The 25,550-nt window shown below is 46.8% G+C and carries 22 protein-coding genes; 9 read left to right on the top strand and 13 right to left on the bottom strand.

What is annotated here, in order from left to right:
- Positions 1 to 41 precede the first annotated feature (41 nt).
- Genes hemG through OO778_RS00100 form a run of 3 tightly spaced genes read right to left on the bottom strand, consistent with a single transcriptional unit; the run spans position 42 to position 2,706 of the window.
- Positions 42 to 569, bottom strand: a complete 528-nt coding sequence (gene hemG / locus OO778_RS00110; protein ID WP_104974672.1) for a menaquinone-dependent protoporphyrinogen IX dehydrogenase — start codon at positions 567 to 569, stop codon at positions 42 to 44.
- A 9-nt stretch (positions 570 to 578) separates the two neighbouring features.
- Positions 579 to 2,036 carry a TrkH family potassium uptake protein gene (locus OO778_RS00105; RefSeq protein ID WP_006743175.1) on the bottom strand — a complete coding sequence of 486 codons (1,458 nt, stop codon included), beginning with the start codon at positions 2,034 to 2,036 and terminating at the stop codon, positions 579 to 581.
- Positions 2,037 to 2,082: 46 nt separating this feature from the next.
- Entirely contained in the window at positions 2,083 to 2,706 is a 624-nt protein-coding gene (locus OO778_RS00100; RefSeq protein ID WP_005378891.1) for a YigZ family protein, read from the bottom strand.
- Positions 2,707 to 2,967: 261 nt separating this feature from the next.
- Here OO778_RS00100 and fadB point away from each other — a divergent pair, with 261 nt between their 5' ends.
- The 3 genes from fadB to OO778_RS00085 all read left to right on the top strand — a co-directional run bounded on the left by fadB (position 2,968) and on the right by OO778_RS00085 (position 7,591).
- Positions 2,968 to 5,139, top strand: coding sequence for a fatty acid oxidation complex subunit alpha FadB (gene fadB, locus OO778_RS00095; RefSeq protein WP_074190072.1), 2,172 nt, complete (start codon positions 2,968 to 2,970; stop codon positions 5,137 to 5,139).
- A gap of 14 nt (positions 5,140 to 5,153) precedes the next feature.
- On the top strand, positions 5,154 to 6,329 hold the full coding sequence (fadA, locus tag OO778_RS00090; protein ID WP_074190071.1) for an acetyl-CoA C-acyltransferase FadA: 1,176 nt from the start codon (positions 5,154 to 5,156) through the stop codon (positions 6,327 to 6,329).
- Between the two features lie 281 nt (positions 6,330 to 6,610).
- Positions 6,611 to 7,591 carry an MDR family oxidoreductase gene (locus OO778_RS00085; protein WP_047010269.1) on the top strand — a complete coding sequence of 327 codons (981 nt, stop codon included), beginning with the start codon at positions 6,611 to 6,613 and terminating at the stop codon, positions 7,589 to 7,591.
- A 51-nt stretch (positions 7,592 to 7,642) separates the two neighbouring features.
- Here OO778_RS00085 and OO778_RS00080 read toward each other — a convergent pair whose 3' ends face one another.
- Together OO778_RS00080 and OO778_RS00075 are read right to left on the bottom strand one after the other, a co-directional pair.
- Complete coding sequence (locus OO778_RS00080) at positions 7,643 to 8,587, bottom strand: LysR substrate-binding domain-containing protein (RefSeq protein ID WP_005378881.1); 945 nt, start codon at positions 8,585 to 8,587, stop codon at positions 7,643 to 7,645.
- A 166-nt stretch (positions 8,588 to 8,753) separates the two neighbouring features.
- Positions 8,754 to 8,936, bottom strand: a complete 183-nt coding sequence (locus tag OO778_RS00075; protein ID WP_264910441.1) for a hypothetical protein — start codon at positions 8,934 to 8,936, stop codon at positions 8,754 to 8,756.
- Between the two features lie 133 nt (positions 8,937 to 9,069).
- Between OO778_RS00075 and tusA the strand changes: the two genes are divergently transcribed.
- A complete protein-coding gene (tusA, locus tag OO778_RS00070) occupies positions 9,070 to 9,318 on the top strand; it encodes a sulfurtransferase TusA (protein WP_104969977.1) in 249 nt (82 codons plus the stop codon).
- Positions 9,319 to 9,360: 42 nt separating this feature from the next.
- Here tusA and OO778_RS00065 read toward each other — a convergent pair whose 3' ends face one another.
- Together OO778_RS00065 and OO778_RS00060 are read right to left on the bottom strand one after the other, a co-directional pair.
- Positions 9,361 to 9,621 (bottom strand): hypothetical protein, encoded by a 261-nt coding sequence (locus OO778_RS00065; RefSeq protein WP_031780377.1) that lies wholly within the window; start codon positions 9,619 to 9,621, stop codon positions 9,361 to 9,363.
- Between the two features lie 206 nt (positions 9,622 to 9,827).
- Positions 9,828 to 10,382, bottom strand: a complete 555-nt coding sequence (locus OO778_RS00060; RefSeq protein ID WP_005394122.1) for a TMEM165/GDT1 family protein — start codon at positions 10,380 to 10,382, stop codon at positions 9,828 to 9,830.
- Between the two features lie 162 nt (positions 10,383 to 10,544).
- Between OO778_RS00060 and OO778_RS00055 the strand changes: the two genes are divergently transcribed.
- The 5 genes from OO778_RS00055 to OO778_RS00035 all read left to right on the top strand — a co-directional run bounded on the left by OO778_RS00055 (position 10,545) and on the right by OO778_RS00035 (position 17,641).
- Positions 10,545 to 10,688 carry a hypothetical protein gene (locus tag OO778_RS00055; protein WP_012841258.1) on the top strand — a complete coding sequence of 48 codons (144 nt, stop codon included), beginning with the start codon at positions 10,545 to 10,547 and terminating at the stop codon, positions 10,686 to 10,688.
- A 178-nt stretch (positions 10,689 to 10,866) separates the two neighbouring features.
- A complete protein-coding gene (glyQ, locus tag OO778_RS00050; RefSeq protein ID WP_048625586.1) occupies positions 10,867 to 11,784 on the top strand; it encodes a glycine--tRNA ligase subunit alpha in 918 nt (305 codons plus the stop codon).
- 12 nt (positions 11,785 to 11,796) lie between these two features.
- Positions 11,797 to 13,863: a glycine--tRNA ligase subunit beta gene (gene glyS / locus OO778_RS00045; protein WP_182034706.1), complete on the top strand. Its 2,067-nt coding sequence runs from the start codon at positions 11,797 to 11,799 to the stop codon at positions 13,861 to 13,863.
- Positions 13,864 to 14,081: 218 nt separating this feature from the next.
- Positions 14,082 to 16,166, top strand: coding sequence for an alpha-amylase (locus tag OO778_RS00040; protein ID WP_264910437.1), 2,085 nt, complete (start codon positions 14,082 to 14,084; stop codon positions 16,164 to 16,166).
- A gap of 221 nt (positions 16,167 to 16,387) precedes the next feature.
- A complete protein-coding gene (locus OO778_RS00035) occupies positions 16,388 to 17,641 on the top strand; it encodes a valine--pyruvate transaminase (protein ID WP_182034702.1) in 1,254 nt (417 codons plus the stop codon).
- An 84-nt stretch (positions 17,642 to 17,725) separates the two neighbouring features.
- On the opposite strand, the gene OO778_RS00030 is transcribed toward OO778_RS00035, so the two are convergent.
- The 6 genes from OO778_RS00030 to dnaA form a co-directional block, all read right to left on the bottom strand.
- Positions 17,726 to 18,163: an Hsp20 family protein gene (locus OO778_RS00030; protein WP_005394114.1), complete on the bottom strand. Its 438-nt coding sequence runs from the start codon at positions 18,161 to 18,163 to the stop codon at positions 17,726 to 17,728.
- Positions 18,164 to 18,695: 532 nt separating this feature from the next.
- Entirely contained in the window at positions 18,696 to 19,112 is a 417-nt protein-coding gene (locus OO778_RS00025; protein ID WP_012841260.1) for a GreA/GreB family elongation factor, read from the bottom strand.
- 347 nt (positions 19,113 to 19,459) lie between these two features.
- On the bottom strand, positions 19,460 to 21,877 hold the full coding sequence (gene gyrB, locus OO778_RS00020; protein ID WP_074190063.1) for a DNA topoisomerase (ATP-hydrolyzing) subunit B: 2,418 nt from the start codon (positions 21,875 to 21,877) through the stop codon (positions 19,460 to 19,462).
- Positions 21,878 to 21,890: 13 nt separating this feature from the next.
- Positions 21,891 to 22,970, bottom strand: coding sequence for a DNA replication/repair protein RecF (recF, locus tag OO778_RS00015; protein WP_005394107.1), 1,080 nt, complete (start codon positions 22,968 to 22,970; stop codon positions 21,891 to 21,893).
- Between the two features lie 9 nt (positions 22,971 to 22,979).
- On the bottom strand, positions 22,980 to 24,080 hold the full coding sequence (gene dnaN / locus OO778_RS00010; protein WP_005394106.1) for a DNA polymerase III subunit beta: 1,101 nt from the start codon (positions 24,078 to 24,080) through the stop codon (positions 22,980 to 22,982).
- A 63-nt stretch (positions 24,081 to 24,143) separates the two neighbouring features.
- Positions 24,144 to 25,550: a chromosomal replication initiator protein DnaA gene (dnaA, locus tag OO778_RS00005; RefSeq protein WP_005378835.1), complete on the bottom strand. Its 1,407-nt coding sequence runs from the start codon at positions 25,548 to 25,550 to the stop codon at positions 24,144 to 24,146.

The raw sequence follows: 25,550 nt of genomic DNA, 5'->3' as shown, positions 1-25,550 counted from the left end.
GATAAATTTGCATCAAAAGCGGTCAAAAGAGCACGTTATTTCTACAGTTCTCTGAATTTATCTGCGAAAAGAGCCACCTTTTCCCAATTGGTGTATTCCACTTCTTTGGTCGTATCGGTTTCGCCACCTGTCATCGACATAATGAACCTAATCATAGTTCTGTCGAACCAGCTGTAACGTGGGTAATAAAGTGCACCAGCAAAAACACCGATTAGCGTTGGTTTCCAAGGCGACTTAATTAGAAACTTGCGAATGTAAGCACTACCTTCAGGTGTATCCTTTCCTTGGTCCTCTTTGCGAGCGGTTAGGTTTACGCAGAAAAATGCCACTTTATTTTGCTCCAATTGATTGAGGTTTCGCTCAATAAACTGGTATAGCTTTTTATTAAGATGGCCATAGCGAATAGAGGCGCCTATCAATACTCTGTCGTATTGGCTGAAATCAATCGTCTCGACATTATGTAAATCCATCAACTCACAATCGAAGTCTGGAAGTTGTTCATCTATATAGTGGAGAATTTTTTTAGTCTGCCCTTCGCGGGAAGAGTATAGAAATAATGCTTTTGCCACGATTTCCCCTTAGCTACGCCAAAACGTCGGCGTAAGTAGAATAAGTAAGGTAAAGATTTCCAAACGACCAAACAGCATAGAAACTATCAATACCCATTTTGCTTTGTCGTTAACATCACCAAAGTGAAGCGCCACTTCTCCCAAGCCAGGACCGAGGTTGTTCAGAGTCGCAGCCACCGCAGAGAATGCACTGAGCTCGTCCATCCCTGTAGCAATCAAGCCCAACATACAAACCACAAATACCAATGCGTACGCGGAGAAGAAACCCCAAACCGCATCGACAACACGTTGCGGTAGGGCACTGCCACCTACTTTGATGGTGTAAACCGCGCGTGGATGGACTAAACGTTTTAGTTCACGCGCACCTTGTAAGGTAAGAAGCAGGATACGGATCACTTTCATGCCGCCGCCTGTTGAACCAGCACAACCACCTATAAAAGAGGAGAACAATAGCAGTACAGGTAAGAAGAGCGGCCAATCCGCAAAACCTGTCGTCGTAAAGCCCGCAGTTGTCGAAATTGACACGGTTTGGAAAAGTGCCTGATCGAAAGCATCGTATGTCGATGTGTAAGAGTGATGTTTCAGTAATAATAGAAAGCAAATGACAAATAGCAGCACTTGAATAAACAAGAAGGCGCGAAACTCAGGATCTTTCCAGTAATACTTGGGATGTACGCCACCTGATGCAAATGCAGCAAAGTGCAGCGTGTAGTTACATGCAGATATAAGCAGAAAAACCACCGTAATCAGGTTAATCGCGTAACTATCAAAGTATCCGATGCTGGCATCGTGGGTAGAAAAGCCACCAATGGCAATGGTGGAAAAGCTGTGACTGATGGCGTCAAATGGCGTCATACCAGCTAACCAAAAAGCCGATGCACAGGCGATAGTCAGGCTCAAATAGATGTACCAAAGCGCCTTAGCAGTTTCTGCTATGCGCGGCGTCACTTTAGTGTCCTTGACTGGACCAGGGATCTCGGCGCGGTAAAGCTGCATACCACCAATGCCAAGTACTGGCAAAATCGCCACCGCTAATACGATGATTCCCATACCGCCGAACCACTGCAGTAACTGTCGATAGAATAGAATCGCTTTAGGTAACTCATCCAAACCAACAATAACGGTCGCCCCGGTCGTAGTGAGAGCAGAAAACGATTCAAAAAACGCATCTGTGACTGAGACGTTCGGGTTGTCAGCAATGAGAAAGGGGATCGAGCCTGCACTGCCAAGTACTGTCCAGAATAAGACGACAATAAGAAAGCCATCTCGAGCTTTAAGCTCGTGCTTATACCTGCGGTTTGGGTACCAACAAACGGCCCCACAAAACAGCAGAACAAAAAATGTCGTGACAAAAGGCACACCTGCACCATCTCGATAGATCAGCGCAACGAGTGCTGGCGCAAGCATAGTGACACTAAAGAGTGCGAGCAGTAGCCCGACGATTCGAATAATTGAACGAAATTGCATGGATAAATTGACTAGCGAAGCTGTCCCTGTTGCTTCCTGTTTTTCATTATTGTCCGTCTAGCGGAGTGACAATTGCCTTTGCCCCGCTTTTATTGATGATTGCTTGGGTAAACGCGCTCACTTCTCGAAGCTCAATTTCCACCACTAATACGACCTGATCGCTGTATTCAGCCTCGACTTCTATCGCACCAAATTGCGGCATGATTGACTGTGCGATCGGCATAAACCCATAGTCTAACGTTAGTCTGAGCTTTGTGGTTATTTTTTTCTCAATAGTTTGAAGCAGCTTGAGCGCTTGTTGTACCCCGCCCCCATACGCTTTAACCAAGCCGCCTGTACCTAACTTGATTCCACCAGAGTATCGCGTGACCACTGCCGTGATCTCCCCCACCCCAGATCCAGACAGCTGCGCCAGGATCGGTTTGCCTGCAGTTCCGGACGGCTCCCCATCATCACTAAAGCCCCATTTCATTGAATCTTCCGGGCGACCAGCAACAAAGCCCCAACAGTTATGTCTAGCATCAGCGTGTTTAGCTTTGATTTGATCAACAAATGCTTTTGCAGCTTCGATACTTGGCGTGTGCGCCAAATAAGTAATGAATACGCTCTTTTTAATTTCTTCTTCAAATTGAGCAGGCTCTGCTGGAATCAGATAAGGCTTGTCATTCATAGGATTATGGATTCAGGTCTATTTGCCTGAAGTCTATCACGAGTGTGATTTACCCGTCGCATAAGATCTGCCACAGCGCACAATGTTAAACACTTGTTTAAAAAATGTATTGAAATTAGACAATCCACGATCCAAACTAACTTTACTGGTCAAACCAGAACAAAAATAAAACGACTTCCTCGATACCTATTTGCCGAGGTACACGGCGTCGTTGAAATAGGTATACAGACAATCCACGATTGTATGTCATGGAGATAGACAATGATTTACCAAGCCGAAACCCTACAGGTAAAGGAAATACAAGATGGTATTGCAGAGCTAAGCTTCTGCTCTCCAAAATCCGTCAACAAACTCGACCTAGCGACATTGGAATCGCTAGATAAAGCTCTTGATGCGCTCATTGCCCATCAAGGCCTCAAGGGGTTGTTGCTCACTTCAGATAAAGACGCATTCATTGTAGGCGCAGACATTACCGAGTTTTTAGGTCTGTTTGCTAAAACGGATGCCGAGCTCGACCAATGGCTGCAATTTGCTAACAGCATCTTTAACAAATTAGAAGACTTACCCGTTCCGACCATCTCGGTGATCAAAGGCCACGCTCTTGGTGGCGGTTGTGAATGTGTGCTAGCAACAGACATGCGTATTGGTGACAAAACCACCAGCATCGGCCTACCAGAAACGAAACTGGGAATCATGCCGGGCTTTGGTGGTTGTGTACGCTTACCTCGCGTTATTGGCGCAGACAGCGCAATGGAAATCATCACCCAAGGTAAAGCATGCCGAGCTGATGAAGCATTGAAAATTGGCTTACTCGATGCTGTTGTAGAGACTGATGCTTTATACGAATCGGCACTACAAACGCTGAACTCTGCAATTAATGAGAAACTTGACTGGCAAGCACGCCGAGCACAGAAAACATCTCCGCTAACGCTGAGTAAGCTTGAATCAATGATGAGCTTCACCATGGCTAAAGGTCTAGTGGCACAGAAAGCCGGTCCTCACTACCCTGCCCCAATGACAGCCGTTATCACGATTGAAGAAGGTGCTCGCTTTGCACGTAATGAAGCGTTAGACATTGAACGTAAGCACTTCGTGAAATTGGCTAAATCGGAAGAAGCAAAATCACTGGTTGGCCTATTCCTTAACGATCAATACATCAAAGGCATTGCGAAAAAAGCAGCGAAGTCAGCAAGTAAAGACACGCAACGTGCAGCCGTATTAGGTGCAGGTATCATGGGTGGCGGCATTGCTTACCAATCAGCGCTAAAAGGTGTGCCTGTCTTAATGAAAGACATCGCACAAGCGTCGCTCGACCTAGGCATGACTGAAGCATCTAAGCTGCTGAATAAACGCTTATCTCGCGGTCGCATTGATGGCTTTAAGATGGCGGGTATTTTAGCGTCAATCACACCGAGCCTACATTACGCAGGTATTGAAAACTCTGATGTGATTGTTGAAGCTGTCGTTGAAAATCCGAAAGTAAAAGCAGCAGTTTTGAGTGAAGTTGAATCCCATGTCGGTGACGACACCGTTATCACCTCAAACACCTCGACGATTCCTATCAACCTATTGGCAAAATCACTAAAACGCCCAGAAAACTTCTGTGGTATGCACTTCTTCAACCCAGTGCATCGTATGCCTCTTGTAGAGATCATCCGTGGTGAGCACACCTCTGATGAAACCATCAATCGTGTTGTGGCGTATGCTGCGAAAATGGGCAAATCACCAATTGTCGTTAATGACTGCCCAGGGTTCTTCGTTAACCGCGTATTGTTCCCATACTTTGGCGGCTTCAGCATGCTACTTCGTGATGGTGCTGACTTTACGAAAATCGACAAAGTCATGGAGCGTAAGTTTGGCTGGCCGATGGGACCGGCGTACTTGCTTGACGTAGTCGGCATTGATACCGCGCACCACGCACAAGCTGTGATGGCTGACGGTTTCCCTGAGCGTATGGGTAAACAAGGTCGTGATGCGATTGATGCACTGTTCGAAGCAGACAAATATGGTCAGAAAAATGGTAATGGCTTCTACAGCTACACCATAGATAAAAAAGGTAAGCCGAAGAAAACCTTCTCTGAAGCGATCTTACCAGTACTTGCTGACGTTTGTGCCGATAAGCAGGACTTTGACGATGAGACCATCATTCAACGTATGATGATTCCAATGATCAACGAAGTGGTGCTGTGCCTTCAAGAAGGCATCATCGCTACTCCGCAGGAAGCAGACATGGCATTGGTTTATGGTCTTGGTTTCCCTCCATTCCGCGGTGGCGTATTCCGCTATCTAGACAGCGTGGGTATTGCTGAATACGTTGAAATGGCAAAACAACATGCCGAGCTAGGTGCGATGTACCAAGTACCGCAAATGCTGATTGATATGGCGGCGAAAGGTGAAAGCTTTTACGGTGCACAACAGCAAGGTTCTATCTAAGGAGGGATTCTAAAATGACTAATCAAACAAGAAATGTTGTCGTAGTCGATTGTCTACGTACTCCAATGGGTCGCTCTAAAGGTGGTGCTTTCCGTCATACACGAGCAGAAGATCTATCTGCGCGTCTAATGAAAGGCATTCTTGCACGTAACCCACAAGTGAACCCAAGCGAGATTGAAGACATCTACTGGGGTTGTGTACAGCAAACACTAGAGCAAGGCTTTAACGTTGCACGTAATGCCGCGCTACTCGCGGGCCTGCCGATTGAAATTGGCGCTGTGACGGTTAACCGTTTGTGTGGCTCATCCATGCAAGCGCTGCATGACGGTACACGTGCGATCATGACTGGCGATGCTGAAATCTGCCTAATTGGTGGCGTTGAGCACATGGGGCATGTGCCGATGAACCACGGGGTAGACTTTCACCCTGGTATGTCAAAGAACGTAGCAAAAGCTGCGGGCATGATGGGCTTAACGGCTGAAATGCTTGGTAAATTACATGGCATTAGCCGTGAGCAACAAGACGAGTTTGCCGCGCGCTCTCACGCTCGTGCGCACGCAGCAACCGTAGAGGGTCGCTTTAAAAACGAAATCCTACCAATTGAAGGCCATGCGGCTGACGGTACACTGTTCACTCTGGATTACGACGAAGTGATTCGCCCTGAAACATCCGTTGAAGGTCTGTCTCAGCTTCGTCCTGTGTTTGACCCAGCAAACGGTACAGTAACAGCCGGTACATCATCGGCGCTATCTGATGGCGCATCAGCGATGCTGATCATGAGTGAAGAGAAAGCCAATGAGCTTGGCTTGAAAATTCGCGCACGTATTAAGGGCATGGCGATCGCAGGTTGCGATCCATCCATCATGGGTTACGGCCCTGTACCTGCGACGCAAAAAGCGCTCAAGCGTGCTGGTCTTTCAATTGAAGACATGGATGTGGTTGAGCTAAACGAAGCATTTGCAGCGCAGTCTCTGCCATGTGCGAAAGACTTAGGTCTGCTTGATGTGATGGATGAGAAGGTCAACCTTAACGGTGGTGCGATAGCATTGGGTCATCCACTAGGCTGTTCTGGTTCACGCATCTCAACAACGTTGATCAACCTAATGGAAGCGAAAGACGCGAAATACGGTCTAGCCACCATGTGTATCGGTTTGGGTCAGGGTATAGCGACCGTATTTGAGAGGCCTTAACGCTTTGAGTGAAGTAGGCTCAAAACGACGATGGTCGTAGTGATCTACTCAACAACCAGCATGAAATGAATAAATACTAAAATAATTTAGTATTACACTTAAGGGCGACATCAGATGTCGCCCTTTGTTTTACGCCAAACACAGTAAATATGCATACAAAGCATACATGAAATGAGTAACTTTCATTTTATTCATAGATAGAGAAGACATAGACTTATAGACAGTTAATATCTTGCTGTATGTGGCAACTGAGTCACGCTAACGCAATTTCGGAGAACCTTATGTTTAATGCTCTAGTTCTAAACCAAGAAGACAAACGCACTATCGCTAGTATCGAGCAAATCGATGAAACACAACTGCCGGAAGGTGACGTTCTGGTTGAAGTCGATTACTCATCGTTGAATTACAAAGATGGTTTGGCGATCACAGGTAAAGGTAAAATCATCCGTAACTTCCCGATGGTACCTGGCATTGATCTAGCGGGTACGGTTGTAAGTTCTGAAGATTCGCGTTACCAAGCTGGTGACAAAGTGGTCTTAACTGGCTGGGGCGTGGGTGAAAACCATTGGGGTGGCATGGCTCAACGTGCTCGTCTAAAAGCGGATTGGCTAGTGCCACTACCAAAAGGTCTAGACAGCAAAAAAGCAATGATGGTTGGTACTGCTGGCTTCACTGGTATGCTATGTGTTCAAGCACTGCTTGATGCAGGCATCAAACCTGAAGCTGGTGAAATCCTAGTAACGGGCGCAAGTGGCGGCGTAGGCTCGGTAGCAGTAACGCTCCTAGCGCAGCTTGGCTACAAAGTTGCAGCAGTGACAGGACGTGTAGAGAAAAACGGTCCGCTACTTGAAAAACTAGGTGCTAGCCGCATCATTGACCGTACTGAATTTGAAGAACCAGCACGTCCACTTGAAAAGCAAGTATGGGCAGGTGCGGTAGACACCGTCGGCAGCAAAGTACTAGCAAAAGTATTGGCGCAAATGGATTACAACAGTGCAGTCGCCGCTTGTGGTCTTGCAGGTGGTTTTGATCTACCAACTACAGTGATGCCGTTCATCCTACGTAACGTTCGTCTACAAGGTGTGGACTCAGTAATGTGTCCAACAGAGAAACGCATCGCAGCATGGGAAAAACTGGTTGAACTACTACCAGACAGCTATTTCGAGCAAGCATGTACTGAAGTAGAACTAGCAGAAGCACCAAAATACGCAGAAGACATCACCAACGGTCAAGTAACAGGTCGTGTGGTTATCAAGCTATAAACACTGACTCAGCATAAACAGACGAAGAGCCGGCATTGCTGGCTCTTTTTGTTAGCAGTTTAGTCCCATATCTTCGATACGCTTAGCTATTAGACGGCTACATTCTTCACGCACAATCGTTCTTAACCATTCTTGAGCAGGAGAATGCTCGCAACGTGCATGCCAAATCATCGAGTATTCAAATGGAGTAAATTGGAATGGTAATGGTTTCACCACCAAGTCATAACGCTCGGCAACCAGATACGCCAAGTCCGCTGGCACTGTGATGATAATTGGCAAGGTATCCATGATCGCCAATGCGGCTTCTAAATGATAAGCCCGCAGAACCATTTTACGCTTAGGTTTCTCCATCAAAGCTTGTTCGATCAGTGCCTTAACACCATCACTGATGGCGATCATGGCATGTGGATGACTCAGATAATCATCCAAGCTCATTTCTTTATCCGCTAATGGATGCTGTTTTGAAAGCATACACAGCACCCCCACTCGCCCCAACACTTCACTGCGTAGCGGCTCCACCGGACCTGTCGGGCGACAAATCGCTAAGTCTGCCCCTTCATAAGTCAACTGATCGGATAAACGGTCATGCTGCAAAGGCAAAAAGTTAAACGACACATTCGGCGCTTCTTGGTAAATTCTCGGCAAAGCGAACGGTAAGATCGTTTGCATGGCATAGTCGGTGGTCACGATGTTGAAAGTCTGTACGCATTGCAATGGGTCAAACTCAACCGGAGATAACAACTGACGTAAAGACTCTAATGGCTCGCCTAATGAGCGATCGATCTCTAACGCTTTCTGAGTTGGGATCAAATGCTGCCCCTGACGAGTAAACAGCGGGTCTCCCAATAAGTCACGCAGACGACCAAGCACACGACTCATTGCCGATTGACTCAAATTCAGACGTGTTGCCGCCTTACTGACACTGTTTTCTTCTATCAGTACTCGCAACGCAACCAGTAAATTTAAATCTCGGCGATAGATGTCTTCCAGTTCCACGAATTAGCCACTTATTTTGTATGTGTTTGGGTAAATTGTACTCTTCAGGCAAAAAAAATCCCGCCTTTCAGCGGGGAAGCCCAAGAAAAATGGGGATAGTGTCGGAATGAAGTGTCGGTAAAAATAGGTGAGCGTTATTAAAGTATTCTGATCGAAGCAAAAAGCGCTAATTTTCTTGCTCAGATGCACCTGACCATTTGCGCATCTCGATCCAAATCCCAATAATAGTGGCAACCATGCCTACAAGAGGCATCAAAGAGGTGTCAGCTGGCATTCTGAGTACCAAAGCACAAAACGAGATAAAACAAAGTACGGAGTAAATCGTAAGTCTGTCTAACGCTGTTAACATTGCCTCTCCCTTGCCAGTTGTTACCAAATTGTTAATTTAAGGTAAAACAAAAAATTCCGTTTGCCAAGTGGTTATTGAATATTTTTTCAACGAACGTAGAATTCACCGCTAAGTTAGTTACGAGAATCACACTATGAGCTTTAATCCTGAACTGGCAACAAAGACATTAGAGGCGGAAGGACTGCGCTGCCCAGAGCCAGTGATGATGGTCAGGAAGACAATTCGCAACATGCAAGATGGTGAGATTTTGCTGGTCAAAGCAGATGACCCATCCACGACTCGAGACATTCCGAGTTTCTGCCGTTTTATGGACCACCAATTAGTCGCGGCACAAACGGAGCAAGTTCCGTATCAGTACCTGATCAAGAAAGGATTGGAATAATCTGGTCGAATTAAAAACGGCAGCCGATTGGCTGCCGTTTGTTTATTCATCGTATTCGAGTGTGCGAACTTCTGATTGGAGCTTGTTGAGTTGTTTTTTCATTGCCCTCATCTCTTCATGCATAGGAATGATGTGGGCTACGCGAATCCACGCCTCTACTGTTAATCCAGTAAGAACGAACGATCCTGCCACAATCGGCAACCACATATCAGTCAGTACCATCGCTAACAAGCACAGCGCCAAACCAAAGGTGAATAAATAACTCTGACTCTTTGGGGTCATCCCCATGTAACGTGTAAGCATAAACTTGCCCTCTCGCTATCATTCACACCATTAAACTACCATGACAAGTATGACACTAATATGTCATCCGTCACGCTACGGAGCGATTTTAAGTCAGAGTTTGAGCTACGCCACTAATTCGCTAGTTATTGATTATTTGCATCATTTTAACGATTGTTCGCGGATAACATTTTTCATTTTCAGGCTGCGTTATCCGCCTAAAAACATTAAAAGAAGGCCGCACCAATCGCCAACAACACGAACAAAATAGCGGTGACTTTACGAATCAAACCCAAGGGCATCTTGTCTGCTGAAAGCTTACCAATTAACACCACAGGCACGTTAGCCAACAGCATACCAATGGTCGTGCCAAGTATGACCCAACTCAGCGCATCCGCGTACTGCGCGCCTAGGATAGAAGTAGCGATCTGAGTTTTATCGCCAATCTCAGCCACAAAGAAAGCAATAAAGCTGGCAATGAAAGGACCTCGGTTTGAAATCTGTTCGTCATCATCCAACTTATCAGGAATCAACACCCAAGCCGCCATCGCGACAAAACTGACCACCAGCACCCACTTTAAAATCTCAGGTGATAAATAGTCAGCGACAACCACACCTAACCATGCAGCCAAAGCGTGGTTGGCAATGGTTGCCAAAAAGATTGCTGCAATAATTGGGATTGGTTTGCGGTAACGACTTGCGAGTAATAGAGATAGCAATTGGGTCTTATCGCCAATTTCTGCTAACGCTACAGTAGTAATTGAAATAGCTAAAACGCTCACGACATGCTCATTGGGGCAGGGATTATTATATTTAACCAAAGACAAACCTCACGCCCCTACCCCGGTTCGTGATGATTTGTCTAAGGTCTTGCTAAACTTGAAAGGCTTCAAGTCTCGAACGCCATGGTGATTTTGCACCAATTATGTTGACGGACGAACCAGATGAAACAGAAACTTCATCAGGTAAGCTACTCCCCAAAGACAGGCGCAATTCTAGCCACCTTTGTTGCGCTTCTCAAGAGCCAAAGCAGGCAAAAACTCCCTTTTAAGAAAAATACAGCAGATAACGCGGTAAAAATTCATTAAAGGAGAAAATCGCCCACGAATTAATCAAGATTAGCTCTACTCCCATGCTCAATATCTGGTTATACTAGATTGTTAATTTATTCAACCGTAATTACTCTTTATCGCCGTTGTTAGAGTTGAAAAACTCGGCATAGATGACGAATTAACGAGTAACAAGAGAATCGCGCGAACCTGACTTATGCAAAAATACGATATCAAAACCTTCCAGGGAATGATCCTCGCGCTGCAGGATTATTGGGCTCAAAATGGTTGTACCATTGTTCAACCGCTAGATATGGAAGTGGGTGCGGGTACCTCTCACCCAATGACCTGTCTACGAGCGCTTGGCCCAGAGCCAATGTCGACAGCTTACGTACAACCTTCACGTCGTCCTACTGATGGCCGTTACGGTGAAAACCCTAACCGTCTTCAGCACTACTACCAATTCCAAGTAGCGCTAAAACCATCGCCTGACAATATTCAAGAGTTGTACCTTGGCTCCCTTGAAGTTCTTGGTATTGACCCTCTTGTACACGACATCCGTTTCGTAGAAGACAACTGGGAAAACCCAACACTAGGCGCATGGGGTCTAGGCTGGGAAGTTTGGCTAAACGGCATGGAAGTGACTCAGTTTACTTACTTCCAACAAGTTGGCGGCCTTGAGTGTAAACCAGTCACTGGCGAAATCACTTACGGTATCGAGCGTCTAGCAATGTACATCCAAGAAGTAGACTCGGTTTACGACCTAGTTTGGAACATCGCACCAGACGGCAGCAAAGTGACTTACGGTGATATCTTCCACCAAAACGAAGTAGAGCAATCGACTTACAACTTCGAGCACGCAGACGTTGAATTCCTATTTGGTTTCTTCGAGCAGTGTGAGAAAGAGTGTAAAGAGTTGCTTGAGCTTGAAAAGCCACTGCCACTACCTGCTTACGAGCGCATTCTAAAAGCTGGTCACGCATTCAACCTACTAGACGCGCGTAAAGCGATCTCAGTAACTGAGCGTCAGCGTTACATCCTGCGCATCCGCGATCTGACTAAGTCAGTAGCAGAAGCATACTACGCATCGCGTGAAGCTCTTGGCTTCCCAATGTGTAAGAAAGAACAAGCGTAAGGGGTAGAGAACATGGCAAAAGAATTTCTAATCGAGCTAGGTACAGAAGAGCTACCACCAACGCAACTTCGTACGCTAGCTGAAGCATTCGCAGCAAACTTCGAAGCAGAACTAAAAGGCGCTGAGCTAGCTCACGAAGGCGTGAAATGGTTTGCGGCTCCTCGTCGTCTTGCACTTAAAGTCGCGGCACTAGCAGAAAGCCAATCAGACAAAATCGTTGAAAAACGTGGCCCTGCGGTTTCTGCAGCGTTTGACGCGGAAGGCAACCCAACCAAAGCGGCTCAAGGCTGGGCACGCGGTTGTGGTATTTCTGTTGACCAAGCAGAGCGCATGGTTACAGATAAAGGCGAATGGCTACTGTTCAAACAAGAAGTGAAAGGTCAGCCAACGTCTGAGATCGTTGTTGAACTTGCAGCGAAAGCACTAGCAAACCTACCTATCGCAAAACCAATGCGCTGGGGTAACAAAACAACTCAGTTCATCCGTCCAGTTAAGACGCTAACCATGCTGATGGGCAGCGACCTAATCGAAGGCGAGATCCTTGGTGTCGCTTCTGACCGCACTATCCGTGGTCACCGCTTCATGGGTGAACAAGAGTTCACTATCGATTCTGCTGAGCAATACCCTGCGATCCTAGAAGAGCGCGGTAAAGTAATGGCAGATTACGAAGCGCGTAAAGCAATCATCCTAGCTGACGCACAAAAAGCGGCAGCAGCGGTTGGCGGTATCGCTGACCTAGAAGATGACCTAGTAGAAGAAGTCACGTCTCTGGTTGAATGGCCAGTGGTACTAACAGCGAAGTTTGAAGAAGAGTTCCTAAAAGTGCCTTCTGAAGCGTTGGTTTACACCATGAAAGGTGACCAGAAGTACTTCCCTGTTTATGACGAAAACAAGAAGCTACTACCTAACTTCATCTTCGTATCGAACATCGAATCAAAAGAGCCTCGTTACGTAATCGAAGGTAACGAGAAAGTGGTTCGTCCTCGTCTTGCTGACGCAGAGTTCTTCTTCAACACAGACCGTAAGCGTCCGCTTATCGACCGTCTTCCTGAACTAGAGCAAGCGATCTTCCAAAAGCAACTGGGTACGATCAAAGACAAAACCGACCGCATCACTGAACTTGCTGGCTACATTGCTGAGCAAATCGGTGCTGACGTTGAAAAGTCAAAGCGTGCTGGTCTACTAGCGAAATGTGACCTAATGACCTCAATGGTATTCGAATTTACGGATACTCAAGGTGTGATGGGTATGCACTATGCTCGTCACGACGGTGAAGCAGAAGAAGTTGCAGTCGCACTGAACGAGCAATACATGCCTCGTTTCGCAGGTGATGAACTGCCATCAAACGGCGTTTCAACCGCAGTTGCAATGGCAGACAAGCTAGACACAATCGTCGGTATCTTCGGTATTGGTCAAGCGCCAAAAGGCAGTGACCCATTCGCACTACGTCGCGCATCTCTAGGTGTACTACGTATCATTGTTGAATACGGTTACAACCTAGATCTTGTTGACCTCGTTGCGAAAGCGAAATCACTGTTTGGTGACCGCTTAACTAACGAAAACGTTGAGCAAGACGTAATTGAATTCATGCTTGGTCGTTTCCGTGCTTGGTACCAAGACGAAGGCTTCAGCGTAGACATCATTCAAGCGGTTCTAGCTCGTCGCCCGACGAAACCTGCTGACTTCGACCAACGAGTTAAAGCGGTTTCTCACTTCCGTGAACTAGAAGCAGCTGAGTCTCTAGCAGCGGCGAACAAGCGTGTAGGTAACATCCTAGCGAAATTCGACGGCGAACTAGCAGAAGAAATTGACCTAGCATTGCTACAAGAAGACGCAGAGAAAGCACTAGCAGAAAGCGTTGAAGTCATGACTGAAGCACTAGAGCCTGCATTTGCGACCGGTAACTACCAAGAAGCCCTAAGCAAGCTAGCAGATCTACGTGAGCCAGTGGATGCGTTCTTCGATAACGTAATGGTAATGGCAGACGACGAAGCACTTAAGAAGAACCGTCTGACATTGCTGAACAACCTGCGTAACCTGTTCTTACAGGTCGCAGATATCTCTGTCCTTCAAAAGTAATTCATTACTGATTCAGAAGTGATTAAGAGATAAGTAAAGGGAAGCGTCGGCTTCCCTTTTTTGTTGTCTTTAAACGGAGATAATCGGTTCTTATTATTCATTTTGTGAACAAGGCAAAAATTTGTAGGGTGAGACACGTTTAACTTGTTGGTGCAGAGCTCGGATTGTAGAGGCTCAGTTTTGCTATAACTGGACTGTTTATTCGGGGGAAGGACACAATGAAAAAAACAATTCTCGCACTCTCTATTGGACTATTGAGCGCCTGCAGCCAGATTCCAGAAAATGCTATCGTACTGAGCGTCGGAGACGATACAGCCGTCTTCGAAGCAAACTCTAACGGCTTACTTGTCGCCGAGCAAAAACTCGAAAAAGGCAGCTATACCTTTACCATTGCCGACAGCAACCAAACCTGCGGCAGCAGCTTTGCTCTAGCAGAAGAAGATCGCATCAAATTCAATCGTCCATTAAAAATGGATAATTGCGCCACAGATGCCCAAATGCCGCTGCGCATCTTCAAAGCCAACACCTATCAGTTTACGCTCAACCCAACTACTAACGAGCTAACTGTTAGGCTCAAACCCAAACAGAACCAATACATCACCTACTCTTGCCCTGTCGCAACCGATACGCCAAAAACCATCAACGTTGCTCAAACCTTTAATGATGGCACTGTCGTTCGCGATGCCTTAACCGGACAAGAAACTATAGTTACAAATGGCAGCGTAACCATGCAGCCGGGCCCAATGAGCCAAGGTCTGCTATTGCTAGAAGAGGTTGAGCAACAAGCAGAAAAACCTTTCAGCTGGGATAACGCTACTGTGTACTTCGTCATGACTGACCGCTTCTATAACGGCAACCCAGACAACGACAACAGCTACGGTCGCAGCAAAGACGGAAAATACGAGATTGGTACCTTCCATGGTGGTGACTTAGCGGGTCTGACGAAAAAACTCGATTACATCGAATCACTTGGTGTGAATGCTATCTGGATAACCTCACCACTGGAACAAATCCATGGCTGGGTTGGCGGCGGTGACAAAGGTGACTTTAAACACTACGGCTACCACGGCTACTACCATCAAGATTGGACCAAGCTTGATGCCAACATGGGTACCGAAGATGAACTCAGAACCTTCGTCGATACTGCCCACAAGAAAGGCATCCGCGTGATTTGGGATGTGGTCATGAACCACACTGGCTACGCAACATTAGCAGACATGCAGGAATTCGGATTTGGTCAGCTTTACCTTGATGACCAAGAAGCCAAAGAAGTCCTTGGTGAAAAATGGACCGACTGGCAGCCAAAATCAGGACAAAGCTGGCACAGCTTCAACGACTACATCAAATACAGTGATAGCGAAGCGTGGGATAAATGGTGGGGCAAAGATTGGATCCGCACCGACATTGGTGACTACGATGCTCCGGGCTACAACGACATCACCATGTCTTTGAACTACCTACCGGATCTAAAAACCGAATCGACTCAGAAAACCGGACTACCAAACTTCTTCCGCAATAAAGACACCAATGCGCAAGATGAGCTACAAACCCCACGTGAACATCTGATTACGTGGTTATCCGACTGGGTACGCGACTACGGCATTGATGGCTTCCGCGTTGACACGGCCAAACACGTTGAAATGGAAGCGTGGGCAGATCTGAAAGCCAGCACCACCCAAGCGCTTGCCCAGTGGAAGCAAAACAACCCAGATAAAGCCTTGGATGACCTACCTTTCTGGATGACGGGTGAAGTATGGGCGCACAGCGTGGTGAAAAGCCCGTATTTCGATAACGGCTTCGATTCCATCATCAACTTCGAGTTCCAATCTGATGTAGCACCAAAAGCGCTGAAATGCTTTGCGCAACTCGATAGCGATTATCGCCGCTACGCGGAACGTATTAACTCCGATCCTGAGTTCAACGTGTTGAGTTACCTGTCTTCGCACGATACTCAACTGTTTTGGTCGGCACGCAGCCGCAGCTTCGATGACCAAGCACGCGCTGCCAATGCACTAATGCTGGCTCCGGGTGCAGTCCAAATCTACTACGGCGATGAGATTGCTCGTGACTTTGGCGTGACTGGCTCCGATCCTACTCAAGGTACTCGCTCTGATATGCCATGGGATAAGATTCATGGCGAACGTGAAGACTTGCTGCAACATTGGCAAAAACTCGGCGAGTTCCGTCAACGCCACCCAGCGGTTGCGCAAGGCAAACACATCACTCGCAATCAAGAAGGGTATTACGCGTTCGAGCGCCAATACCACGACGACAAAGTGCTGATCGTCTACACTGGCGAATAGCCGATTCACTCCACCAGCAAGGGAAGCATTTCGCTTCCCTTTTCTGTTCACTGCTCATATCCCCATCATCTGGTCAGATGACACACTTTTTTCTTCTTCGAGTAAATTCACACTTTGCGTCGTAATAACATTAGGGTAAGGTCAAGTATTACTCTATAAGCTGATGTTTCATCAGCATTCAATACACATAAGCAATCACAATGAATTAGGTATCAGTCAGCATGCAGTTCTCAAAGTTTGGTGAAAAATTTAATCAGTATTCAGGTATCACGCAGTTAATGGACGATTTGAATGATGGTCTACGCACACCAGGTGCCATCATGCTCGGTGGAGGCAACCCAGCCGCCATTCCTGCCATGCTCGATTACTTTCACCAAGCCAGTGAGGAAATGCTCGCCAGTGGCGAACTCGTCGCCGCACTCGCCAACTACGATGGGCCGCAGGGTAAAGACGCGTTCGTGAAAGCGCTGGCTCAGTTATTCCGTGAAACTTACGGTTGGGAGATTTCAGAGAAGAACATCAGCCTAACTAACGGCAGCCAAAGTGGCTTCTTCTACTTGTTCAACTTACTCGCAGGTAAACAGCCTGACGGTTCGCATAAGAAGGTGCTACTGCCTATCGCGCCTGAGTACATCGGCTATGGTGATGCTGGCATTGATGAAGATATTTTTGTCTCTTACCACCCAGAAATCGAGCTGTTAGATAACGGATTGTTTAAATACCACGTCGATTTTGAACAGCTAACCGTCGACGATTCTGTTGCGGCAATCTGCGCATCTCGCCCAACCAACCCAACGGGTAACGTACTGACAGACGAAGAAGTGCGTAAACTGGACAAACTCGCACGTGAAAACAACATCCCACTGATCATCGATAACGCCTACGGCTTGCCGTTCCCGAACATCATCTTTGAAGATGTCGAACCGTTCTGGAATGAAAACACCATCTTGTGCATGAGCCTATCCAAACTTGGCTTGCCTGGCGTGCGTTGCGGGATTGTGATTGCGAGTGAAGAAATCACTCAAGCGTTAACCAATATGAACGGCATCATCAGCCTAGCACCAGGCAGTGTGGGTCCAGCGCTGGCAAACCACATCATCGCTAAAGGCGACCTGCTTAAACTGAGTTCAGAGGTGATTAAGCCGTTTTACAAGCAGAAGTCGCAACGTGCGGTTGAACTGCTGCAAGAAGCGATTACCGATGAGCGCTTCCGTATTCACAAACCTGAAGGGGCGATCTTCTTGTGGTTATGGTTTGATGAGCTGCCAATTACGACAATGGAGTTGTACCAACGCTTGAAAGCGCGTGGCGTATTGATTGTTCCGGGTGAGTACTTCTTTATTGGTCAGAAAGACGAGTGGGACCATGCTCATCAGTGCTTACGCATGAACTACGTTCAAGACGATGAGATGATGCAGAAAGGGATTGCGATTATCGCGGAAGAAGTTGAAAAGGCTTACCAGCAAGGTCTGTAATACGAAGCAATCGCTTCGGCTACTCCAATTAAAAAGAGCGCCAACTGGCGCTCTTTCTCACTCTATAAGCAAATTACTTGCTGATTAGTTATTTTCTAGCAGGTTGTTGCTGCCGATAGCAATTTTACGTGGTTGCATTGCTTCTGGAATTTCACGAACCAAGTCAATGTGTAATAGGCCGTTTTCCATTGAAGCGCCAGTCACTTTGACATAATCCGCTAGCTGGAATTTACGTTCAAAGTCGCGCTCAGCAATGCCTTGGTACACGTAGTTTTTGCCTTCTTCTGCTTTACGCTCGCCCTTCACGATCAACATGTTTTCATTTTGAGTTAGATCGAGTTGGTCTTCAGAGAAACCAGCAACTGCCATAGTAATACGGTAGTTGTGCTCATCTTTTTGCTCGATGTTGTACGGAGGGTAACCGCCAGAAGTATTTTTCGCTGTATTCGCTTCCATCAGGTTTAGCAGACGATCAAAGCCAATTGCATTACGGTATAGTGGTGAGAAATCTACGTTACGCATAAATCTATCCTCTTAATTAAGCAATAGTCTTAGTTCGGATGAACTTCATCCTACTGGCGTGTTTATGCAAAAACCGACGCCGAACTAAGAGATTCTTATCATTCCACTGGCCTTGGTTTGGCTCGGAGACATGATATTGAATCTAAAGGTTTAAGTTGTGTGCTAAAACACCATATCCTCTTTTGAGCGATCTCGTTTTAGCGATTCCAGAGGGCTGTCTTCTAGTCTCTAGCAAGCCAGTCATCCTCTTCACAACTAGATATAAGGTCGTCAAAAATGACTTTCAAGGGAAAAAATAAAAAATTTTAAGTGCGCTCGCTATCTCCCCAGAAAGGTCAGTTTACCCTCGCTTTGCAATCGGTATTAAAAAGCCCACCTTTCTGGTGGGCTCAATCTGCACTCTACTTGCGGGAGGATTTACGCGCTTTTACAACGCTCTTTTCTGCCGCTTTTTCCTGTTTTAACTTACGCTTTTCTTTCAGACTCAACTGTGGTTGTTTCTTGTCTTTCTTACTCATGACTTCACCTCTATTTATTGACACAACAGACAGCCACACAGCATTTTCTGCGCTGGTGGCTGCGATTGATGAACAATTTCAGTAATCACAAAGCAGCGTCGCTGATTAAAAATTTCTATTTCGAACGCATCATTTTTAGCTCGCCCTAATAAACGGGATCCCAAATAAGAATCGACCGCGAGCATACCTGTCATCGGTTGGCTCTTGTGCGAGTTGACTAACGTCATGCGATATTGATAAGCACGCTCAACATCCACTAAGCGAACCGTATCCCCAACCGCAATACGAGCTCGGTTACGGCAATGGGCTTGTTGCTCGTAAGTTTCAAAGAGTGACAACAACCTTAGTGGTGATTGATAGGTTAAAAAGCGACTGGTTAACCACCAAGTTCGCAGCGCCAAACAGTACGCCGAGAACCAGCGTTCAAACATGATTATTTCCTTCTTAATGCCTTGTCTTACAAATAAATTCAGTGCATTGAACCGGAAGTGCATCACCTCCGGCTTAGTTCAGGAAAGTCATCACCATTTTCTCAACCTCCTTATTCATCAGCTCTTCAGCACTATAGCGAGCAGAAAAAAGAAAGCAAAAGCGCCCAAGCGAACAAAATGGCGAGAAAAAAAGAAAACAGAAATAAAATGGCAAGCTTGATCAGGTTATTGGCAGTTAGCACCAGAAAAACCAAAGTCTTGGCAGAAAATGGCGATTTTTCACTGGTGGTTAAAACAAAAAAAAGCAGCGATTTCTCGCTGCTTTTTCCTATTAAGACAAGTTGTCGTTACACGTCTAAGTTCGCTACTTTCAGCGCGTTTTCTTCGATGAAGTTACGACGAGGTTCTACTTGGTCACCCATCAGTGTTGTGAACAATTGGTCTGCGCCTACCGCATCCTCAATCGTTACTTGCATCATGCGACGCGTTTCTGGGTCCATAGTTGTTTCCCAAAGCTGATCTGGGTTCATCTCACCTAGACCTTTGTAACGCTGACGACTCAGACCACGCATTGACTCTTTAACCAACCAATCAAGCGCTTCTGCAAAGCTTGCTACTGACATCGTACGCTCACCACGTTTGATGTACGCGCCTTCTTCCAGAAGCCCATCCAGTGCTTCTGATAGATCAGCCAATTTGCCGTACTCTTTCGAGTTTAGGAAATCGATGCTAATTGCATGTTCGTGCGTCACGCCGTGAGTACGAACCACGATCTTAGGCAAGTTTAAGCCTAGTTCTTCGTGCTGTTCAACTTCGTAGCTGTATTGGCTAGCGCCCACTTCTTTCGCATTCAGCTGCTCAATAAGCTGCTTCGTCCACGCTTCAACAACTGATGCGTCATGGCATTGCTCAGGCGTTAGACGAGGAGTGTAGATCAACTCGTTTACCAAAGCACTTGGGTAACGACGGCTCATACGTTCCGCCAGTTTAATACCCGCATTATACTGTTGAACAAGCTTCTCTAGTGCTTCACCTGCCAATGCTGGTGCTTCTGCGTTTACGTGTAGCGATGCATTATCCAGAGCCAATGATACTTGGTATTGGTTCATCGCTTCTTCGTCTTTGATGTACTGCTCTTGTTTGCCTTTTTTCACTTTGTAAAGTGGTGGCTGAGCGATGTACACGTAACCACGCTCGATAAGCTCTGGCATTTGACGATAGAAGAAGGTCAATAGTAGCGTACGGATGTGCGAACCATCGACATCGGCATCGGTCATGATGATGATGTTGTGGTAACGCAGCTTGTCTGGGTTGTACTCGTCACGACCGATACCACAACCAAGTGCAGTGATCAGAGTGGCCACTTCTTGCGAAGACAGCATCTTGTCGAAACGTGCTTTTTCTACGTTAAGAATCTTACCTTTTAGCGGTAGGATTGCTTGGTTCTTACGGTTACGGCCTTGTTTTGCGGAGCCGCCTGCCGAATCACCCTCCACTATGTATAGTTCAGAGAGTGCCGGATCTTTTTCCTGACAGTCTGCAAGTTTACCTGGAAGGCCAGCTAGGTCTAGTGCACCTTTACGGCGCGTCATTTCACGAGCTTTACGCGCTGCTTCACGTGCACGTGCTGCATCGATGATTTTCGAACAAACCATCTTCGCTTCTGTCGGGTTCTCAATCAGGAACTCAGACAGTTTTTCACCCATTGCAGACTCAACAGCTGATTTCACTTCAGAAGAAACCAGTTTGTCTTTAGTTTGGCTTGAGAACTTAGGATCTGGCACTTTCACCGAAACAACCGCAGTTAGACCTTCACGCGCATCGTCGCCTGAAGTCGCGGTTTTCGCTTTCTTCGAGAAACCTTCTTTATCCATGAAGCTGTTCAATGTACGTGTTAGCGCAGCACGGAAACCAGCAAGGTGAGTACCACCATCACGCTGTGGGATATTGTTGGTAAAGCAGAAGATATTCTCTTGGAAACCATCGTTCCATTGCATCGCCACTTCAACTGAAATGCCGTCTTCACGCTCTGAGTTAAAGTGGAAGATTTTTTCGATGATTGGCGTTTTGTTGGTGTTTAGGTGATCAACGAACGCTTGAATACCACCTTCATACATGAAGTGATCATGTTTGTCCGCTTCACGCTCATCAACCAATTTGATCGATACACCAGAGTTCAGGAATGACAGTTCACGCAGGCGTTTCGCCAGAATGTCATAGTGGAACTCAGTGTTAGAGAAGGTCTCGGCACTTGGCCAGAAACGAATTTGCGTACCGGTTTTATCCGTATCACCCACAACAGCTAGTGGCGCTTGAGGCTCACCATGGCGGTAGGTTTGCGTATGGATATGGCCACCACGATGAATCGTCAGCTCAACTTTCTCAGATAGCGCGTTTACCACTGAAACACCTACCCCGTGAAGACCACCCGATACTTTGTATGAGTTATCGTCGAACTTACCACCCGCGTGAAGAACCGTCATGATTACTTCTGCTGCAGAGACATTTTCCTCTGAGTGGATTTCTGTTGGAATGCCACGACCATCATCGCTAACGGAAACCGAGTTATCCTCATGAATTGTCACAACGATGTCTTTACAGTGACCTGCCAACGCTTCATCAATTGAGTTATCCACCACCTCGAAAACCATGTGGTGAAGGCCGGTGCCGTCGTCCGTATCGCCGATGTACATTCCTGGACGCTTACGTACCGCATCCAGACCCTTCAGTACCTTAATACTCGATGAATCGTAATTTTCAGACATGAGTTTCTCTCTTCTAGTTTGACTCTATCCTGCCATGTTCCACATGAAACAATTTACCGTTATCGTCCAACATATCGGCGATTTGGCTTTCAGTGATAGAGCTTACAAATACTTGTGCGCCCGTCTCTTTTAAGCAGTCAGCAAGACGCTTGCGACGTTGGCTATCTAATTCCGACGCGAAGTCATCAATTAGGTAAATGCATTGTTTACCGGTCATCTCTGTCAGGTGTTGCCCTTGCGCGACACGCAATGCACACACCATGAGTTTTAACTGACCGCGTGACAGAACATCTTCAACGGGCGTTCCGTTCACTTTAATGCGCAAATCAGCTTTGTTTGGGCCACTAAAGGTGTATCCCAATGCCTGATCACGCTCAAAATTCTTTTCTAGTATCTCGTGGTATGGGGTGTCTTTATCCCAGCCACGATAATACTTCAATTGGATCTCAAATTCTGGCAAAAATGTCTGACAGATAGTTTCGGCGACGGTTTTCATCTGCTCGATGTAACTTGCTCGCCATTGGCTGATGTTTTCAGCCAACCCTGCCATTTCCTGATCCCAATAACTGAGTTCACGATAACTATTGGCGGTTTTCAACAACGCGTTGCGCTGCTTGTTCAGGCGCTTGAACCTTCCCCATGCTTGATAAAAAGCGGGCTCGGTATGAAACACGCCCCAATCAATAAACGCGCGACGATGTTTAGGGCCATCTGTCAGTAAATCAAACCCTTCTGGGTGTATCAACTGCAGAGGCAGAACTTGTGCCAACTGCGCTAATTTTTGTCCAGATTGACCGCCTATTTTAACCTCTGTTGAGCCATCACGCTGCTTATTAATGCCGATAGGTAGCTCAAATTGATCCGAGTTCAAAAAACGACCATGAACAAACAGTTCGTCACACTCATTTTGTATCACTCGTCCGGTGAGAGAGCTCTTGAATGAGCGGCCATGCCCGAGCAGGTAAACCGCTTCTAAGACACTGGTTTTACCGCTGCCGTTCGGCCCGATAAGAAAGTTAAAGCCTGCTGATAACTCAATATCACAGGCTTTAATGTTTCGAAACTGCTGAATGATGAGACGAGAAAGAGGCATTCAGTTGGCTTATAGACGAATTGGCATCACCACGTACATGGCACTGTCATCGTCGGCATTTTCAATCAATGCGCTAGCGTTAGCATCCGACATCGACACACGTACATTTTCACAACGCAACGTGTTCAGAACATCAAGCACATAGCTTACGTTAAAGCCGATTTCGATGGCGTCACCTTCAAAGGTCACATCAAGCATCTCTTCCGCTTCTTCTTGTTCTGGGTTATTCGCGGTTATGCGCATTTCAGTATCAGCCAGATTCACACGCACGCCACGGAATTTTTCGTTGGAAAGAATCGCAGCACGAGAAAAGGCTTGGCGCAACTCGTCACAACTTGCTATTAGGGTCTTATTGGTGCTCTGAGGCAATACGCGGCGGTAGTCAGGGAAACGACCATCAACCAACTTAGAGGTAAAAGTAAAGTTATTCACCTCAGCACGAACATTGGAGCTACCGATCTGAAGTACTACGGGCTGCTCTGGTGCATCCATCAACTTCACTAATTCTTGCACACCTTTGCGTGGCACGATGATTTGCTTCTGCGCAAAATCCGCACCTAGCTGAGTTTGCGATACCGCCATACGGTGGCCGTCCGTCGCCACGCTGCGTAGCGTGGTACCGTCAATTTCAAACAACATACCGTTGAGGTAGTAACGAACGTCTTGATTCGCCATCGAGAACTGAGTTTTGTCGATCAGCGTACGTAGATCAGCTTGGCTCAGTGATACTTCCACTTCGCTTTGCCAGTCTTCAATATTAGGGAAATCGTTCGCAGGAAGCGTTGCCAATGAGAAACGGCTGCGACCAGAGCGAACTTGTACGCGATCACCTTCTAAAACAAATGTGATGATCGCATCGTCCGGTAAACCACGGCAGATATCGAGAAACTTACGCGAAGGAACGGTAATGCTGCCCGCTTCAAAATCACCTTCTAGCGTCACTTTGCTTACTAACTCTACTTCAAGATCGGTTGCCGTCATCGACAATACGTTCTCTTCTACTTTAAGAAGTAGGTTACCCAGGATTGGCAGAGTTGGTCGGCCACCTAAAGCGCCCGAAACCTGCTGTAGCGGTTTGATTAAATGACTACGTTCAATGGTAAATTTCATGCTTGGCTCTTTACGCTGTCAGCTCAATAAATGATTTGCTTAGAATACCGTTATTCTAACCGATTACGAGGACAGGGTGCGAATCAAGTTAGAGTAATCTTCTTTAATATCGTGGCTCTCTTCACGCAGCTGCTCAATCTTGCGACACGCATGAAGTACGGTCGTATGATCGCGGCCACCAAACGCATCACCAATTTCAGGCAGGCTGTGGTTGGTTAGCTCTTTTGCTAACGCCATGGCCAGCTGACGAGGACGCGCTACAGAACGAGAGCGACGTTTGGACAGCAAGTCAGCCACTTTTATCTTGTAGTATTCCGCCACCGTCTTTTGAATGTTGTCGATAGTTACCAGCTTCTCTTGCAGAGCAAGCAGATCGCGCAGCGCTTCACGAACAAAATCAATCGTAATTGGACGACCAGTGAAATTCGCATTAGCGATAACACGGTTCAGTGCACCTTCGAGCTCACGAACGTTCGAACGCAGACGCTTGGCAATGAAGAATGCCACTTCATCAGCAAGGTGGATTTGGTGATCTTCGGCTTTTTTCATCAAGATCGCCACACGCGTTTCAAGCTCAGGCGGCTCGATCGCAACAGTAAGACCCCAACCAAAGCGAGATTTAAGACGATCTTCAACGCCATTAATTTCTTTAGGATAACGGTCAGACGTTAAGATGATCTGCTGGTTACCTTCCAATAGTGCGTTGAAGGTATGGAAGAATTCTTCTTGCGAACGTTCTTTATTAGCAAAGAATTGGATGTCATCGATAAGGAGTGCATCCACACTGCGGTAGTAGCGTTTGAATTCTTCAATCGCATTGTTTTGCAGCGCTTTCACCATGTCTTGCACAAAACGTTCTGAGTGCATGTAGACCACTTTCGCGTTCGGGTTGTTATCCACAATCGCGTTACCCACCGCATGCAATAAGTGGGTTTTACCCAAACCCGTGCCGCCGTATAGGAATAGTGGGTTGTAAGCTGCACCTGGGTTATCCGATACCTGACGCGCCGCAGCCAAACCCAGTTGGTTCGACTTACCTTCAACAAAGTTGTCGAACTTGTGTTTTGGGTTCATGTTTGAGCGGTGATTGATCGCCGCAATCGCTTGAGCGTCGTCATCCCAGGTTTTGTGTACTGGCTTACGCGCCTGTAATTGCGCAGGTGCAGATGACTCCGCAGCCACATCTGCAGGCGTACGTGTCGGCGCTGGTTTTGGAGCAGAGACAGGTCGACTCCCCACTTCAAAGCGTAAGTTAGGAATGTCGCCACCACAGTATTCCTGCAGTAAGCGAGTAATATTGTTCAGATACTTATCACGCACCCAGTCCAACACAAAGCGGTTTGGCGCGAATAGAGTGAGAGTATTGTCATTGAGCTCCGCTTGTAGCGGACGAACCCACATGCTGAATTCTGTAGCTGGTAGCTCTTCTTGAAGCTGCTGCAAACATTGCAGCCAAAGCGAAGATGACAC

The sequence above is a fragment of the Vibrio sp. STUT-A16 genome (assembly GCF_026000495.1).
In the GTDB taxonomy this organism is placed as follows: domain Bacteria; phylum Pseudomonadota; class Gammaproteobacteria; order Enterobacterales; family Vibrionaceae; genus Vibrio; species Vibrio diabolicus.
This window is presented reverse-complemented; position numbering and strand designations above follow the sequence as displayed.

Coding starts and splice junctions, on each gene's coding strand:
- glyS (WP_182034706.1), top strand. CDS start 11,797: ATGGCAAAAGAATTTCTAATCGAGCTAGGTACAGAAGAGCTACCACCA.
- OO778_RS00100 (WP_005378891.1), bottom strand. CDS start 2,706: ATGAATGACAAGCCTTATCTGATTCCAGCAGAGCCTGCTCAATTTGAA.
- OO778_RS00040 (WP_264910437.1), top strand. CDS start 14,082: ATGAAAAAAACAATTCTCGCACTCTCTATTGGACTATTGAGCGCCTGC.
- OO778_RS00025 (WP_012841260.1), bottom strand. CDS start 19,112: ATGTTTGAACGCTGGTTCTCGGCGTACTGTTTGGCGCTGCGAACTTGG.
- dnaN (WP_005394106.1), bottom strand. CDS start 24,080: ATGAAATTTACCATTGAACGTAGTCATTTAATCAAACCGCTACAGCAG.
- OO778_RS00055 (WP_012841258.1), top strand. CDS start 10,545: ATGAAACAGAAACTTCATCAGGTAAGCTACTCCCCAAAGACAGGCGCA.
- OO778_RS00035 (WP_182034702.1), top strand. CDS start 16,388: ATGCAGTTCTCAAAGTTTGGTGAAAAATTTAATCAGTATTCAGGTATC.
- OO778_RS00075 (WP_264910441.1), bottom strand. CDS start 8,936: ATGTTAACAGCGTTAGACAGACTTACGATTTACTCCGTACTTTGTTTT.
- tusA (WP_104969977.1), top strand. CDS start 9,070: ATGAGCTTTAATCCTGAACTGGCAACAAAGACATTAGAGGCGGAAGGA.
- gyrB (WP_074190063.1), bottom strand. CDS start 21,877: ATGTCTGAAAATTACGATTCATCGAGTATTAAGGTACTGAAGGGTCTG.
- glyQ (WP_048625586.1), top strand. CDS start 10,867: ATGCAAAAATACGATATCAAAACCTTCCAGGGAATGATCCTCGCGCTG.
- OO778_RS00105 (WP_006743175.1), bottom strand. CDS start 2,036: ATGCAATTTCGTTCAATTATTCGAATCGTCGGGCTACTGCTCGCACTC.
- OO778_RS00030 (WP_005394114.1), bottom strand. CDS start 18,163: ATGCGTAACGTAGATTTCTCACCACTATACCGTAATGCAATTGGCTTT.
- recF (WP_005394107.1), bottom strand. CDS start 22,970: ATGCCTCTTTCTCGTCTCATCATTCAGCAGTTTCGAAACATTAAAGCC.
- OO778_RS00085 (WP_047010269.1), top strand. CDS start 6,611: ATGTTTAATGCTCTAGTTCTAAACCAAGAAGACAAACGCACTATCGCT.
- OO778_RS00065 (WP_031780377.1), bottom strand. CDS start 9,621: ATGCTTACACGTTACATGGGGATGACCCCAAAGAGTCAGAGTTATTTA.
- fadB (WP_074190072.1), top strand. CDS start 2,968: ATGATTTACCAAGCCGAAACCCTACAGGTAAAGGAAATACAAGATGGT.
- fadA (WP_074190071.1), top strand. CDS start 5,154: ATGACTAATCAAACAAGAAATGTTGTCGTAGTCGATTGTCTACGTACT.